12 protein-coding genes are annotated in these 14284 nt (G+C 53.2%); 8 read left to right on the top strand and 4 right to left on the bottom strand.

All coding sequences use genetic code 11. The features are described 5' to 3' along the window. Positions 1 to 50 precede the first annotated feature (50 nt). Complete coding sequence (locus tag M6D81_RS18615) at positions 51 to 1919, bottom strand: LTA synthase family protein (RefSeq protein WP_410795756.1); 1869 nt, start codon at positions 1917 to 1919, stop codon at positions 51 to 53. Between the two features lie 254 nt (positions 1920 to 2173). Between M6D81_RS18615 and M6D81_RS18610 the strand changes: the two genes are divergently transcribed. Beyond that, positions 2174 to 3166: a M15 family metallopeptidase gene (locus M6D81_RS18610; protein WP_262678423.1), complete on the top strand. Its 993-nt coding sequence runs from the start codon at positions 2174 to 2176 to the stop codon at positions 3164 to 3166. A gap of 63 nt (positions 3167 to 3229) precedes the next feature. Here M6D81_RS18610 and M6D81_RS18605 read toward each other — a convergent pair whose 3' ends face one another. After that, the gene (locus tag M6D81_RS18605) at positions 3230 to 3385 is read right to left on the bottom strand and encodes a DUF1540 domain-containing protein (RefSeq protein WP_262678422.1); all 156 of its coding nucleotides are present in this window, start codon (positions 3383 to 3385) and stop codon (positions 3230 to 3232) included. 92 nt (positions 3386 to 3477) lie between these two features. Here M6D81_RS18605 and cls point away from each other — a divergent pair, with 92 nt between their 5' ends. From cls to M6D81_RS18585, 4 genes are all read left to right on the top strand, one after another. Continuing rightward, positions 3478 to 4926: a cardiolipin synthase gene (gene cls / locus M6D81_RS18600; RefSeq protein WP_262678421.1), complete on the top strand. Its 1449-nt coding sequence runs from the start codon at positions 3478 to 3480 to the stop codon at positions 4924 to 4926. Between the two features lie 509 nt (positions 4927 to 5435). Then, positions 5436 to 5831, top strand: coding sequence for a Fur family transcriptional regulator (locus tag M6D81_RS18595; RefSeq protein WP_262678420.1), 396 nt, complete (start codon positions 5436 to 5438; stop codon positions 5829 to 5831). Further along, positions 5810 to 6559 (top strand): response regulator transcription factor, encoded by a 750-nt coding sequence (locus tag M6D81_RS18590; RefSeq protein WP_262678419.1) that lies wholly within the window; start codon positions 5810 to 5812, stop codon positions 6557 to 6559. The genes M6D81_RS18595 and M6D81_RS18590 overlap by 22 nt, the downstream gene beginning before the upstream one ends. Before the next feature lie 166 nt (positions 6560 to 6725). Then, entirely contained in the window at positions 6726 to 8186 is a 1461-nt protein-coding gene (locus tag M6D81_RS18585) for a catalase (RefSeq protein WP_262678418.1), read from the top strand. 223 nt (positions 8187 to 8409) lie between these two features. Here M6D81_RS18585 and M6D81_RS18580 read toward each other — a convergent pair whose 3' ends face one another. Both M6D81_RS18580 and M6D81_RS18575 read right to left on the bottom strand, forming a co-directional pair. Further along, positions 8410 to 9222, bottom strand: coding sequence for a hypothetical protein (locus M6D81_RS18580; protein WP_262678417.1), 813 nt, complete (start codon positions 9220 to 9222; stop codon positions 8410 to 8412). A 43-nt stretch (positions 9223 to 9265) separates the two neighbouring features. After that, positions 9266 to 11272, bottom strand: a complete 2007-nt coding sequence (locus M6D81_RS18575) for a M1 family metallopeptidase (protein WP_262678416.1) — start codon at positions 11270 to 11272, stop codon at positions 9266 to 9268. Between the two features lie 110 nt (positions 11273 to 11382). Between M6D81_RS18575 and M6D81_RS18570 the strand changes: the two genes are divergently transcribed. From M6D81_RS18570 to M6D81_RS18560, 3 genes are all read left to right on the top strand, one after another. After that, positions 11383 to 11898: a YwhD family protein gene (locus M6D81_RS18570; RefSeq protein ID WP_262678415.1), complete on the top strand. Its 516-nt coding sequence runs from the start codon at positions 11383 to 11385 to the stop codon at positions 11896 to 11898. 1224 nt (positions 11899 to 13122) lie between these two features. Next, the gene (locus tag M6D81_RS18565) at positions 13123 to 13677 is read left to right on the top strand and encodes an RNA polymerase sigma factor (RefSeq protein ID WP_262678414.1); all 555 of its coding nucleotides are present in this window, start codon (positions 13123 to 13125) and stop codon (positions 13675 to 13677) included. Further along, a complete protein-coding gene (locus M6D81_RS18560; protein WP_262678413.1) occupies positions 13674 to 14282 on the top strand; it encodes a hypothetical protein in 609 nt (202 codons plus the stop codon). Before M6D81_RS18565 ends, M6D81_RS18560 begins: the two co-directional genes overlap by 4 nt. The last annotated feature ends 2 nt before the right edge of the window (positions 14283 to 14284 follow it).

Here is a 14284-nt window from a genome sequence, read left to right as displayed (position 1 = left end):
GGTGTTAAAACAGACAAGCCCCTCGCTCCAAAAGAGCGGGGGGCTTAACGTTATTCGGTCTTCCAGTCCGGAAGCTGATTCACATAGCTGTCGGACAGCTTCAGCAGCTCAAGTGCGCTCGTATACTCCTCTTCCGTCGTCTCCTGCTGCGAGTTGCCGTCTCCTGCAAGCGGGTAATGCTTGCCGTCGGCGAAGCCGCTGCCGGAGAGGAACAGCTCCTGACTGCTCAGGAAGGAACCGGTCGGCAAATAATAGCGCTGCGGCAAAATGTTATACGCCGATTGATTGTACAAATCTTGCCCGAAGTGAATCTGATTGTCGAGCGGCACGCCCATCAGGTTGGCGATCGTCGGCAGCAGATCCACTTGTCCGCCAAGCTGCTCGAATACTTGCGGCCCGGTCTGGCCGGGATTAACGACGACAAGCGGAATGTTGATCATGTCGGTGTAGGTATATTCCTTGCCGCCATATATTTCTTGCATCAGTTCCTTGTCATCCCGGTCCAATGAATAGATAGGCAGTCCCAGGTGATCGCCGTACAGCAAGATCAGGCTGTCTTCCCATATGCCGCGCTGCTTCAAGTCCTCGATGAACGCTCCAAGCGCATAATCGGCATAATGCTGAGCCATCAGATAATCTCCGACAAGCGTATTCTCGTAGCGCTCAGGCAATGTCATCAGATGCTTGTCTTCCGGAATGGTGTATGGATGATGCGCGGTCATGGAGATGACATGCGCGTAGAACGGCTTGCCGTTCTCTCCCATCCGCTCCAGTTCATCGGCCGTTTTCTTGTAGAGCATTTCATCGGAAGCGCCGAAGAATACGGTATCCTCTTCGCCGAAGAATTCAGCGTCATAATAACGGTCGAAGCCAAGTGCCTTATACAGCTCCCCGCGATTCCAGAACTCTACGACGTTGGTATGGAACGTCGTTGTATCGTAGCCTTTCTGTTGCAGCAGCTTCGGCAAGCTCGGCAGCTCCTTGCCGGCATACATTTGAGTCGCCGCGCCGCGAGGTGGGATGTAGAGCGACGTATTGACGACGAATTCGGCATCGGACGTATTGCCCTGACCGACCTGCTGATAGAAGTGCTTGAAGTAGTTGTTCTCCTTGGCCAGCTTCGTGAAGTTCGGCATGATTTCCTGTCCGTCTACTTCAAGTCCTACGAGGAAGTTTTGCATGGACTCCATTTGGATAATGATCAGGTTCTTGCCCTCTGCGGAACCTTGCAGTATCGGTGCCGCCGGTTCATTTATCTGTTTAATCTGTTTGATGTGGTCCTGTGTGATCTGATTGGAATCGACCAGCTCGGTGTTCTTGCTGGACAGCAGCGTGTAAGCCTCATAGTTGAGAATGCCCATCTGCTCCGCTTTCACAATCTCATTCATGCTGGCCCGATTCGGCAGCACGTTGAACAGACAGAGCACCAGAGATACCGAGAGTATCCCGAGAATGACGCCTCTATGCTCTTTGCGCATACTTAGCTTCTTCCACTCGATCGCTCTCTTCCGCCGCATCATAAGAAAGGCAATAATGACAATGTCGGTGAAGATGAACAGGAAGTAAGGGTCCATCAGCGAGAATACGCTATTCTTCACCGCCGTAACCTGATTCACTTGTGCCAATGCGAAATAAGTGACGATGACGCCGTAATACTTGTAATACATGATGACAGCAAATAGAATAGTAGTCATGAGAAGATTGGCGATCAGATAATAAAGGAGCTTGCGCTTGCTGGCGAACCATTCGATCAGACTATAGACGACCAGTGCGAACGGCAGCTCCTTGAGCAAGGTAGTCCAAGAGGGTCCTCCCTCGAAGATAACCATCCAGGCCAAGTAGCTTTTGAGAAGCATAACGAACGAAAAGAACAAGATGGGCCTAGCGCTAAACAGCCGATTAGACTTAAATAATGACACGTTACCTCCTACCTTTCCATAATGAAACGTTTTCTCTCTGTGTGGTGAAGCTTTCAGTATGATCTCGCTTTAACAATTTATAAATATTTACTGCAAAATTAATTATGCTACTTCTGGTGGGTAATTGTCAAAAGGCAAAAGGCCCCGGTTTAGGATAGAAGCTATGTATTCAGGTATGATTTGGCCGTCAATCGGATTCGTACTACGTCAGGCTTCATCAATCTAGCTTTTTTGTCATAAAGGAGTTCATGGACATGAAAAAAGGGAAATTATTGCTGTTGACGCTGGCGATTGCGGCAGTGGCGGCCGGAAGCTATGCGCTGTCTGAGAATACATGGAAGGAAGAGCGATCCGGCCAGGAAGAGGCGCCGCGTCTTGCCGAAGGATTGGACGAGCCTGCGAAGGGGCAAAGCGGACTTATCGACGAAAGCAAGGGGACAGGCGCTGTCACAACCCCATCCCGAACTGGTTCCAAAGACTCAGAATCCGGCGGGAATGAAGCAAATGGAAAGGCCGATGAGAGTGGGGAGAATTCGCAGCCTGACGACAAGCCTGACAAGACAGCCCCGGCTGAAGTGCCGTCCGATAGTGAGGGCCAGGGGGCAGCGAATGCAAGCGAACAAGCCTATTCCAGGGGCGAGGATGATGAGATCGCCGTATTGGCCGAGCCGGACAGCGTGACGGCGCTTGTCAATCCGCATAATAAGCTGCCCGAGGATTACAATCCGGACGATCTCGTCTATCCTGAGGTGAAGTTCATCTTCTCGGAGAAGCTGGAGAAGCGGAAGCTGCGCAAGGAAGCGGCCAAGGCGCTGGAAGAGATGTTCGAGGCAGCCGAGAAGGACGGCCTCTATCTGGCCGGTGTATCGGGCTATCGCTCTCATGCTACGCAGAAGGCGCTGTTCGATCGTTATGTGAAGCGAGACGGCTATGAGAAGGCGCGAACGTACAGTGCGCTGCCCGGCACGAGCGAGCACGAGACGGGACTTGCGATCGACGTGAGCGGCAGCGATGGCAAGTGCGCGGCGGCCGATTGCTTCGGAGATACGAAGGAATCGGAGTGGCTGCGGGAGCATTCTGCGGAATACGGCTTTATCGTACGCTATCCGGAGGGCAAGGACGATATTACCGGTTACCAGTACGAGCCATGGCATCTGCGCTATGTAGGCCAGGAGCTGGCGAAGGAGCTTGCAGACGAGGATTTGACGCTGGAGGAGTATTATAACGCTGTTCCTGTATCACAATAAATAAGCGGGCGGCTTGGGTGTCACAATGCGCCAAGCCGATCCGCTTCCCGTGAGCCCTTTCCTTTAAAGCTTTGGCTCGAACGTCTTGCAGTCCGTTTCTTCCGAGTTGGCAGCGTTTTTGCCGCGATTGCTTACGACATAGATCGAGCTTGCGGCACATTGATTGCCCGCAGCCCAGAATTTGCAAGAATTCACTTCACATAGTACATCCTTGGCCATTGGATTCACCTCCTTGTCTATAGGATGGTCCATATCGGGCCATGAATATACTTAGTAGTAACTGATCTCCTAATGGGGGGGACTTTCAGCACATGAGCTTACTTCAAAATTTATCGCTGCTGATTATGCTTCTTAATATTTCGCTTGCCGTTACGATCATCTTCCTGGAACGGCGCAATGCCACCTCAACCTGGGCATGGGTCATGGTGCTGTTCTTCATTCCTGTATTGGGCTTTATTATGTATCTTATACTGGGACAGAAGATCAAGCGACGGAAGCTGAATAAGCTGCTTGGCGACAATCAGCGCATCATCGAAGAGGAATACGGCAAGCAGATGACGATGTTCGCCGGCAGGGAATATCCTTTCGAGGATCGTGATTTTGCGAAATACCAGGATATGATCTATATGAATTTGCTGTCCAGCTATGCGCTTTATACGGATAACAACGAGATTGACATCTATACCAACGGCAACCGGAAGTTCGATGCGCTGCTGGAGGATATCGCGGCTGCCTCGCACCATATTCATCTGGTCTACTATATCGTAAGGGATGATGCGCTGGGGCGCAGGCTGGTCAAGGCGCTGGCGGAGAAGGCTGCTCAAGGCATCGAGGTCAGATTCCTTTACGATCATATCGGAAGCTCTGCGCTGCCGAAGCGGTTCTTCCGCGAGCTTCGGGCTGCGGGAGGCATGGAGGTAGCCTTCTTCCCGTCCAGAATTCCGTATCTCAACTTGAAAATCAATTATCGCAATCATCGCAAGCTTGCGATTATTGACGGCAAGGTCGGGTATATCGGCGGATTCAATATCGGAGACGAGTACTTGGGGCTGAATAAGCATTTCGGAGAGTGGCGCGACACGCACCTGAAGGTGAAGGGCAACGCGGTGCTGCAGATGCAAGCCCAATTCCTAATGGATTGGAATCTGGCATTCTCCGGAAAAATCGAGCTGTTGGAGCATTATTTCCCAGTCAGCGATGAGATGCCGGGGCGTATCGGCATGCAGCTAGTGGCCAGCGGTCCCGACTCCGAAGAGCAGCAGATCAAGAACGCCTATGTGAAGATGATCTACTCGGCAGAGCAGACGATATGCCTGCAGACGCCGTACTTCGTACCGGATGAAAGCCTGTTGACCTCGCTTCGCATTGCCGCCCAATCCGGTGTCGATGTTCGTATCATGATGCCGAGCAAGCCCGATCACTTCTTCGTCTATTGGGCATCGCGCTCTTATATGGGCGAGCTGCTGGCCAGCGGCATCAAAATTTATTTGTACGAGAGGGGCTTTCTGCATGCGAAAACGCTTGTCATAGACAGCAAGGTGGCGTCGGTAGGAACTGCCAACTTGGACATTCGCAGCTTTAAGCTGAATTTCGAGATGAATGCATTTATCTATGATCGCGACACATCGAATCGTCTGATGGACATATTCCGACAGGATGAGAAGGAATGTCACTTGCTGACGGCAGAGGAGTATGCGGCTCGTCCGTTGTTCCAGCGGATGAAGGAGTCCGTCTCGCGGCTGCTTAGTCCCATTCTGTAACACGATAAAAGGGATTCTGCTTATCTGCTGATAACCAGAATCCCTTTACTTTCTTGACTTGCAGCTATTCAATTTATTCAGACGCTCCAATCCACTGCTTGTACAGCACTTTAATGTAATTTTACTGCTAAGGTGTTTCCCAACTTTCTTCAATATTCCTTGCTCTCATCAATATTCCTTGCTTTCCTCGATACTTCGCGATACTCCTTGCTTTCCTCCATATTCCTTCCGATCTTCATTATTCCTTGCCTGGTATTCACATCTCGATTTTCTGGCTGAATCGGGTTCCCGCATGCCCGTTATGGTTGTTACTCCTTTCCCTTGTGATAGGGCACGCTTCGCTAACTTACTTCAATGGACTATCCCCTTTCGTTTAACTTAGGCTCATTATATATTATTATTTTAATTTTGTAAATATTCAGAAAATAAAAAATGCTGTCGAAAGTTGACGGTCGCAATATATAGATTTATACTTAGTCTAAATTAAATGATAAAGGCGGCATGAACTTATGGCTGGCAAAATAAACTTAACTATACAGCGAAAAGCAATCTATGAAGTGGTTCAGCAGTCCCATGATCACCCTACTGCAGCGGACATTATCGAACGGCTGAGGGAGAAAGACTTTCACTTCGCTTACGGTACCGTCTACAACTCCTTGCGTTACTTGGCAGACGCCGGGCTTATCCGCGAATTGAAGCTGGGAGAGGCGACCAGCCGTTACGACGCAAGGGTGGAGGACCACGGCCACATCGTCTGCAAGCAGTGCGGCCGTGTGGACGAAGTAATGACGGAGCTGCCGGGCGATTGGCTCAAGGAAGTGCAGGGGGAGACCGGATACAAGGTGCTTCATGCGCAGGTACTGGTGGAAGGAGTGTGTCCGCAATGCGCAACGCCAACGTCATGACGGCTTCTTCCGAAGGCGCCCTATGCTCTGCGACAAGACGGATCATGCTGATCAGCCCGATGCCTAACCGGGTAAGGAATCTGCTTGCGGCGCTTACGGATCATTGCTTCGATGTGTTCTCCCTGCATGAATGGGATGACGGGATGCTGGACAGCTTGAAGCCGCAGCTCGTCATCTATGATGCGTTGCCGATTGCCTCTCAGCCGGATGCCTACAACCGCTGGAGGGAGCAGGAGCTGCAGAAGGCTTCATCCCGGATGAATATTCCCTTGCTGCTGTTAATGCCGGAGGAGGAGCGGCAGAGCTTGGAGAACAAGGCGAGCGTACATGTCATGCGCTGGCCTTCGGAGCCCGAGGCGGCATTATTGGAGATTAAGCGGATTGCGGAGCGTGCACAGGATGTCTATGACTCCCGAAGAGCGGGGGAGAGCATTGTGTTCAAGGATTTGACAATCGATCCGGGGAAGATGATCGTGACGAGAGGGCCGGAGCAGATCGGGCTGACCAAGACGGAATACGATCTCTTGCTGCATTTCATTACTTCCGACGGGTCTGTGCAGACGAGGGAAGCGCTGCTGGATATCGTATGGGGACAGCAATTTTATGCCGGCAGCAATGTAGTTGACGTTCATATCAAAAGCTTGCGAAAGAAATTGCAGGACAATGCGGTCTCACCGCGATATATCGCAACCGTGCGTGGCGCCGGCTACAGGCTGGCCGACCAATAGCTTATGGCTTCGTTCGCCGGCGCACATCGTGGAAACCTTAAGAGGGTGGTTCATCAGATTTTCACACACCGTTCATCTGAAATTCATGAACGCCAAGTTTCAGTTGAGTACAATTAGGTTATAAATTTAGATCAAGTCTAATTATAATACTAATGAGGTGTTGACGATGGATAAAGGGAACATGACGACAAATCAAGGCGCGCCGGTAGGGGATAATCAGAACTCGCGAACGGCCGGACAACGGGGGCCGACGCTGCTGGAGGATTACCATCTGCTGGAGAAGCTGGCCCACTTCGATCGGGAACGCATACCGGAGAGAGTCGTTCATGCACGGGGAGCAGGGGCTCACGGCGTCTTCCGCACCGAGCGGGAGATGAAGGATTATACGAAGGCGCATTTTCTGAGAAGTGCAGGCGTAGAGACACCTGTGTTCGTCCGCTTCTCTACTGTGATTCACGGTACGGGCTCGCCGGAGACGGCTCGCGATCCCAGAGGCTTCGCCGTGAAGTTCTATACGCAGGAAGGCAACTACGATCTGGTCGGCAATCATCTTCCGGTGTTCTTCATTCGCGACGCGATGAAGTTCCCCGATATGGTGCATTCCCTGAAGCCCGCGCCGGATACGAACATCCAGGACCCGGCACGCTATTGGGACTTCATGACGCTGACGCCGGAATCGACACACATGCTGACGTGGCTGTTCTCCGATGACGGGACGCCGGCTACCTATCGGGAGATGGACGGCTTCGGTGTTCATGCCTTCAAGTGGATCAATGGGGAAGGCAAGGTTGCATATGTGAAGTATACGTGGAAGTCGAAGCAGGGCGTGCGCAACTTCACCGCGAAGGAAGCGAGCGAGATGCAGGCGAAGGACTTCAATCATGCGACCCGCGATCTCTATGCGGCGATCGAGCAGGGCGACTATCCATCCTGGGAGCTGCATGTGCAGTTGATGCCTCCGGAGCATCTGGACCGCTATGCGTTCGACCCGCTTGATCCGACCAAGATATGGCCGGAGGATATGTATCCGCTCATGAAGGTCGGCACGATGACGTTGAACCGCAATCCTATTAATTACTTCGCCGACGTGGAGCAATCGGCATTCTCGCCAAGCGTTGTCGTGCCGGGCATTGAGCCTTCGGAGGACAAATTGCTGCAAGGGCGGCTATTCTCCTATCCCGATACGCAGCGCTACCGCTTGGGCGCCAATTACTTGAATATCCCCGTCAATTGTCCTTATGCGCCGGTACGGAACCATCAGCGAGACGGGGCGATGACGATGAAGGCGGATGCTTCCCCGGTCAACTACGAGCCGAACAGCTCGGCGGGCAGTCCGGCGGAATCGCCGGATCATATGGACTCTAACGTACCGCTGCAGGGCTCGGCAGGGCGGCGGAAGATCGACAAGACGGACGACTTCACGCAAGCGGGAGAACGCTATCGGGCATTGTCCGAGGAGCAGCAACGGAATCTGGTCGCCAATCTGGCCGGTGATCTTCAAGCGACGAACGATGACATCCGCATGCGTGCGATCTGCAGTTTCTATCGGACAGATGCGGAGCTGGGCAAGAAGCTGGCAGGAGAACTTGGCGTCGATATCTCCTCTTATATGCAGCATGGCGGCTGATGGGAGAAGGGCTTCCCGCCATCGATAGGCAGAGTCGAACAACCACATATTGGTCATAATGCCCACCAGTACTCTTATTCTGGTGGGCATTATTGCGTAATGAGCGGTATTCAGAGTATGGATACAAGGTCAGACCGCTTCTCATCGGCAAGGGTTACATATGGAAAGGGCGCGGACCGAAGCCGGTCCGCGCCCCCGATGGCCGCCGTCGAGTAAGAGGCTGCTACTTCGATTGCAGGCAATTATACTGCGAGGCGACCGTCCATACTTTGATCAAGGTGCGTAGAAGCGGGAAGCTCTGATGCAAGATGAGGGCGATCAACCCCGCAATCCATACAGACAGGCCGGATATGGCCATGCCGAGCAGCAGCCCGATTCCCCACATCAGCAGGGAGAGAGACGCATAGGATAGAAATCGGCTGACGGCCCGGCCCAGTGTGCGGAATATGCCGTCGCCGGTGACGGCGCCGAGTTGCATGGCGAGGAAGAGAAGCTGCAGCAGTCCTGCCCACAGCAGCCAGCAGGCGGCGCCCAGCAGTATGCCCGTCGCCAGATCTGCAAGGGACGTACTGTGCAGGACGAGCTCCAGGCCCTTCGGCAGGAGCCAATAAGCGGGAGCCAGCACCAGCGCACTCTCCAGCCAATAGAGCAGCATGACCGGCTTCCAGGCTCTGCGGATGCCTTCCAGGAAGCGGGTGCCGCCGCCATCCCGCATCTCATGATGCAAGGAATAGTACAAGCCCGCATTGAACAGCGGGGTGATCAGCATGCGGGCAGCGAACAGGCCGCCAATGACCCAGAGATAAGGGGTAATCAGCTCTGTCTTGAACAGATGGAACTGAGCTTCCGTCATGAAGGGCTGCAGCGCATGCTGGGAGGAGGGTGTGCCGGGAAATCTCCTGAGCAGCGGAGCTACCGTCGAGTCGATCAGACGGTACAGAACAACGCCCCATAGCAGCTGGTAAAGGAACAATAGCAGCACAAGGTGCATATGCCTCGATGCAAGCCGCCAGCCTTGCGCGATATGCGATCTCATAATGATCACTCCTGTCGGGAAGAGTTGGTGAATGGCATCGTATCTACCAGCCGAGAGAGCGGAGCAGACTCTCCAGCACCTTCGCGGCGGCAAGGCTCCAGCGTGTGCGCGATTCCGTCTCCAGCTCCGCCATCATGAAGTTGTTGATCAGCTTGTTATCCAGCACATTCGTATGCTGAGGATCGATGGATACCCATTCCAGAGGCGACGAGGACAATTCTGTATATTGAATATGGGATTCTTCGGCTCGCCATTCCTTCGTTACTTGCGTTCCGTCTGCGAACCGCATCACGATGGGGATAGAACGATTGCCGCCGCCGTTGCGCTTGATGAGCACGGTCGATTCATAGAGCAGCTTGCCGTCTTGCGAAGTCTCTCTGGTCGTAATCGCCTCTACGGAGAAGTCGGCCATTCCGTCGCCATAGACGAATTGATTGAAGTACTCCGTCCATTTCGTTTTGGTCACTTGCTCGACCGTGCGCTGGAAGTCCGCCGTGGAGGGGTGCTTGAATTTGTATTTTTGGAAGTAAGTGCGAAGTATCCGCTGCATCATCTTGCTGCCGACCTGCCGCTCCATGTCCAGCAGCACCAGCTTCGCCCGAATATAGACATTCTCCGCGTACTGGGAGTGGGAGTCATATGTCCACGAGGTCTGCTTCAGCGGGGCCGGATCGGTCATGTAGCTGGACTCTACCCTGAGATTGGGTGTGACGCCGTAAGCGGCTTCCATGACTTTGTCTTCCGCATACGAAGTGAATCCTTCGTCCAGCCAGGCTTCCTCGAATTCGTTGGAGGCTACCATACCGTACCAGTATTGATGACCGATCTCGTGGACGATTGTGCGCTCCAGCTCGTAGCCGGGATTGTCCTTATCCGCGGCGAACGCCGTCACGAGTGTGGGATATTCCATTCCTCCCGCGCCGCTTGCTCCCTTGGGAGGGACGACAATGGACAAGGTGCTGTAGGGATAGGCGCCGTACCACTTCGCATAGTTGGATAATGCGGACTTGGCGGCGTGTATGTACCGTTCCTTCAGTTCGGCATGCGCTGGATCGACATACAGCTTGATCCGTACGCCAGGGATGCCTTTATCGGAAAAGGCGACCTCCTCGTAGACGAAGTCCGGCGAGGCGGCCCAGGCGAAGTCGTGCACATCCTCGGCGTAGAATTGGAAGATCTTCGAACCATCTTGCGTAATGGCTGGCTTTGTCTGAAGCCCCGTAGCCGCCACCGCATAGCTCTCGGGGACGCGGATGCGTACGCTGTATACGCCGAAGTCGCTGTAGAACTCCGAATTGCCGTGATATTGATGGACATTCCATCCCTCCGTCGTCCGATTGCGAACCCCTTCCGTCTCATAGACGGCGATCTTGGGAAACCATTGACCCGCCATGACGAAATTGCCGGAATACCCCATGCGGGCGAACACTTCAGGCAGCTTCACCTCGAAGCTCATGCGCAACGTAACGGACTTGCCCGGCGGCACCGCTTCGGGCAGCCGGAGCCTGGCCAGCGTATAATCATGAGCATTGCCGTCGTCCGGACGTGTGTATTGCAGCCTTGGCAGCAGACTCTCTCCTTCCAGCGTCTGAAGCGTAAGCAGCTTGATGTGACTGCGGCTGTCCGGCGTCGCCCGGTCCTGCCGCAGCCTGCCCCCTGATTCGCGCATGAAGGTGGATTTGCCCGACTGGAATGCGTTAGGATACAGATGGAAGTAGAGCTCGGACACTTCTTTTTTACCCGGATTCGTCCAGGTGACGGATTGCTCGCCATCCAGATGCTGTCCATCCTCGCGCAAGCTTACGCTCATGTGGTATTCCACGACACGCTTGCTTAGCGGCTGGAGCTGTGCCGTCTGATCCGGCGAAGGCGCCTTCGACGGCGGACCCGCCGAACTCGGAGAGGGCGCCTGCTTCGTCTGGGCTGATGGGGCGAGGGCGTATGTATACTTGGACTGCCATGCGGTTCCGAAGCCGGATTGAATGGATAGAATGAGCATGATCACTGCAACTGCTCCGATTGCAATTGATTTGACATGGTTTGGAGACATTCACGATTCCCTCCCGTTGACAAGCATCTACAGCATGTATATGTTTGCATTTCCAAGATTATTAGCTAAAATGGAATTATTGTACGGGAAAGGCGGGAGATGAAGAACGTATGACTGAAGAGCAGAACAACACACCAAAGACAGAGAAGAAGTCACTGTCGCTGAACGTCGTTAGCGGCAAGAAGCATAGAGGATTCGGCGCCGGCTCCATTGACCTCAGCAATGTAGCCTGCGTCATGATTGATAATGGCGAAGCTTATATTGACGTAGGAGCGATGCATGCGAAGAGCAAGATCGAGCGCGGCATCAAGTTCACGCCGAACAAGGAGGACACGCCGAACGGCCGTCAATGCTGGATCGTCTGGGTGGCGGTGGACCGGGACGAGGAGGGCTCCTTCTACGCAGGAGCGACAGCGTGCGAGATGCTCATTGACAGCGAAGCTCGCCGCGGCTGGAAGATTCTCGCCGATCATGTGAACCGGCTGGATTACTCCATCAAGCGCAGATTCATGCTGGATAATCTGGGTGAGGGCGATAAGGCGGCGCTGCGCAAGCTGCTGATGGAGCATAATGCGGAATGGTGGGAGCATTCGCCGGATGAGCTGAAGAATGCTCTGAACGGGTAAGCGAATGTGGAGCGGGCCTGACGGCGAGAAGCCGTTGGGCTTTTTTTGTCATTAAAGAATTTACAAGCGATCCTCATTCCGCCGAAAAGCAGGAGCCATCGCTCAAAATGATCACATAGACTCGGAAAAGTAATGGAAAGTGTGCGCTATCGCTCATTTTGGTCACATAGCCCCGCCAAGCAATCCTCGTACTGCTGAAAAGTAGGAGCTAGCGCTCAAGTCCACATAATCCGTCAAGCCTATCTTGCCTTGTCGCCAGAAAAATGATGTGATTTAACTTTCACATTTGCAAATGTACATCACTTGACGGGGTGCAGTTCAAGCGCAGAACAGCCCCTTTTGTACGATTTATCGTATAAAAGTGCCTGGGACCCTCGGTGAGCGAGAGTTTTGTATGATTTTTCATACAAAGCACCGGGATGATAGCGCAGAACAGCCCCTTTTGTACGATTTATCGTATAAAAGTGCCTGGAACCCCTCGGTGAGCAAGAGTTTTGTATGATTTTTCATACAAAGCACCGGGATGATAGCGCAGAACAGCCCCTTTTGTACGATTTATCGTATAAAAGTGCCTGGAACCCCTCGGTGAGCAAGAGTTTTGTATGATTTTCCATACAAAGCACCGGGATGATAGCGCTGAATAGCTCCTTTTGTACGATTTATCGTATAAAAGTGCCTGGAACCTCTCGGTGAGCAAGAGTTTTGTATGATTTTCCATACAAAGCACCGGAAAGTTAGCCCTGAATAGCCCTTTTTGTACGATTTTTCATATAAAAGTGCCCGGAAGCCGTCAGTAAGCGTGGAGATTGTGCGACGTTCGTTCAACAACGACCGATTTAGGTGAGTTTGTGCCATAAAGAGCCGCGGAATCGCCGGTTTGTAGAATCATCAGTTTGCGGAATCACCAGTTTGACGTGAGGCAAGCTTTCTCTGCGGTTAATTGAGCGGTGTGAGGAAGCGTGGTGCGGCTATTGGTTATGTGCGAAGTATGATCCGTGAAACGAAAAAAGTGCAGCAGATCCAACGAAAAAAGTACAGCAGATGCAGCGAAAAAAATGCAGCAGATCCAACGAAAAAAGTACAGCAGATGCAGCGAAAAACAATATGCTGTAGATGCAGCGAAAAAAATATGCAGCAGGTGCAGGGGAACATGTGACGGATGACGTCTATTAGGACGAGAAGGGAGGGAGCGATATCGTCGACAATACGGATTGGATCAGGGCGGTGCGCGACGGCGGTCCGCAAGCTTACAGGCCGTTCGTGCAGGCGTATGGTCCATATTTGTACCGTACGGTGTACGCTGTGCTGCAGTCGCCGCATGATGCGGAGGATGTGACACAGGAAGTGCTGATGCAGATCTATCGCTCCCTCCCGGACTGCAGGCTGGACGGCTTCAAGACGTGGATTACCCGCATTGCGGTCAATCGGGCGATTGACTTCAAGCGGAAAAAAGCGCGAAGGCCGGAGCAGCTGATGGAGGATGGAGAGAGTGGTTGGGGGGCCGACATAAAAAGAAGAGAAGCGGTTCCCCCTCCGCAAGTGCTGGAAAGGTCGGCCGAAGACATGGCGATCAGCCATGACGAACGGAGCAACATTAGAGCTCTTGTGGAGCATCTCCCGGCCAACTATCGTGAAGTGGTATACGCCTACTATATGGAAGATAAAAGCTACGAGCAGATTGCGGCGGAAACGGGATTGGAGCGGAAAAGCGTGGAGTCGAGACTGTATCGGGCGCGAAACTGGATGAAGCGGCATTGGCGGAAGGAGGATTTCGAATGAAGGACAACGTGATGCATTCGCATATACCGATGGCGGATATGCTGAAGTATCGGGATGGCATGCTGGATCGCGCTTATCGGGATAAGGTGGACGGCGCACTGGCGTCATGCGAGGAATGTCTGGCCGTATTCATGGCGGTTCTGGAAGCGAAGGATTCCCGTCGGGGCGATGAGAATGACGAAGCGGTCAATTCACCTTGGATACCCGCTATGCCCGACATGGAGAAGATGGCGGATTCCGTGATCGACGGACTGTTATGCGAAGAGGGCGAACGGCTTGGAAGCGATGAATATGCGGAAGGCGGGAACAGGCAGGACAACTGCGACAGCCCGATTGCCCGCACAACGGTCAGACGCCGGACTTGGCTGCAGCATCCAGCTGCCCATTACACTATAGCGGCTTCCATTACCCTGATGCTGCTGGCATCGGGGGCATTCGCCGGATTGTCGGAGAAGCTGCGCGAGCTGGATATGGCATCGGGCAATGTTCCTGGCTATGAAGCGGTACATGAACCTCAAGAGATACCGGAGCCGTCTTGGTCGGAGCGTATGCTGAACCGAACGGGAAGCTGGATTGACCGTATTCAGTCCGCCAGATTTCAATAGAA

The sequence above is a fragment of the Paenibacillus sp. J5C2022 genome (genome assembly GCF_025567625.1).
Taxonomy (GTDB): Bacteria; Bacillota; Bacilli; order Paenibacillales; family Paenibacillaceae; genus Pristimantibacillus.
This window is presented reverse-complemented; position numbering and strand designations above follow the sequence as displayed.

Excerpts from the sequence above, each read along its gene's own strand:
- M6D81_RS18610 (WP_262678423.1), top strand. The coding sequence starts at position 2,174 with ATGAAAAAAGGGAAATTATTGCTGTTGACGCTGGCGATTGCGGCAGTG.
- M6D81_RS18605 (WP_262678422.1), bottom strand. The coding sequence starts at position 3,385 with ATGGCCAAGGATGTACTATGTGAAGTGAATTCTTGCAAATTCTGGGCT.
- cls (WP_262678421.1), top strand. The coding sequence starts at position 3,478 with ATGAGCTTACTTCAAAATTTATCGCTGCTGATTATGCTTCTTAATATT.
- M6D81_RS18595 (WP_262678420.1), top strand. The coding sequence starts at position 5,436 with ATGGCTGGCAAAATAAACTTAACTATACAGCGAAAAGCAATCTATGAA.
- M6D81_RS18590 (WP_262678419.1), top strand. The coding sequence starts at position 5,810 with ATGCGCAACGCCAACGTCATGACGGCTTCTTCCGAAGGCGCCCTATGC.
- M6D81_RS18585 (WP_262678418.1), top strand. The coding sequence starts at position 6,726 with ATGGATAAAGGGAACATGACGACAAATCAAGGCGCGCCGGTAGGGGAT.
- M6D81_RS18580 (WP_262678417.1), bottom strand. The coding sequence starts at position 9,222 with ATGAGATCGCATATCGCGCAAGGCTGGCGGCTTGCATCGAGGCATATG.
- M6D81_RS18575 (WP_262678416.1), bottom strand. The coding sequence starts at position 11,272 with ATGTCTCCAAACCATGTCAAATCAATTGCAATCGGAGCAGTTGCAGTG.
- M6D81_RS18570 (WP_262678415.1), top strand. The coding sequence starts at position 11,383 with ATGACTGAAGAGCAGAACAACACACCAAAGACAGAGAAGAAGTCACTG.
- M6D81_RS18560 (WP_262678413.1), top strand. The coding sequence starts at position 13,674 with ATGAAGGACAACGTGATGCATTCGCATATACCGATGGCGGATATGCTG.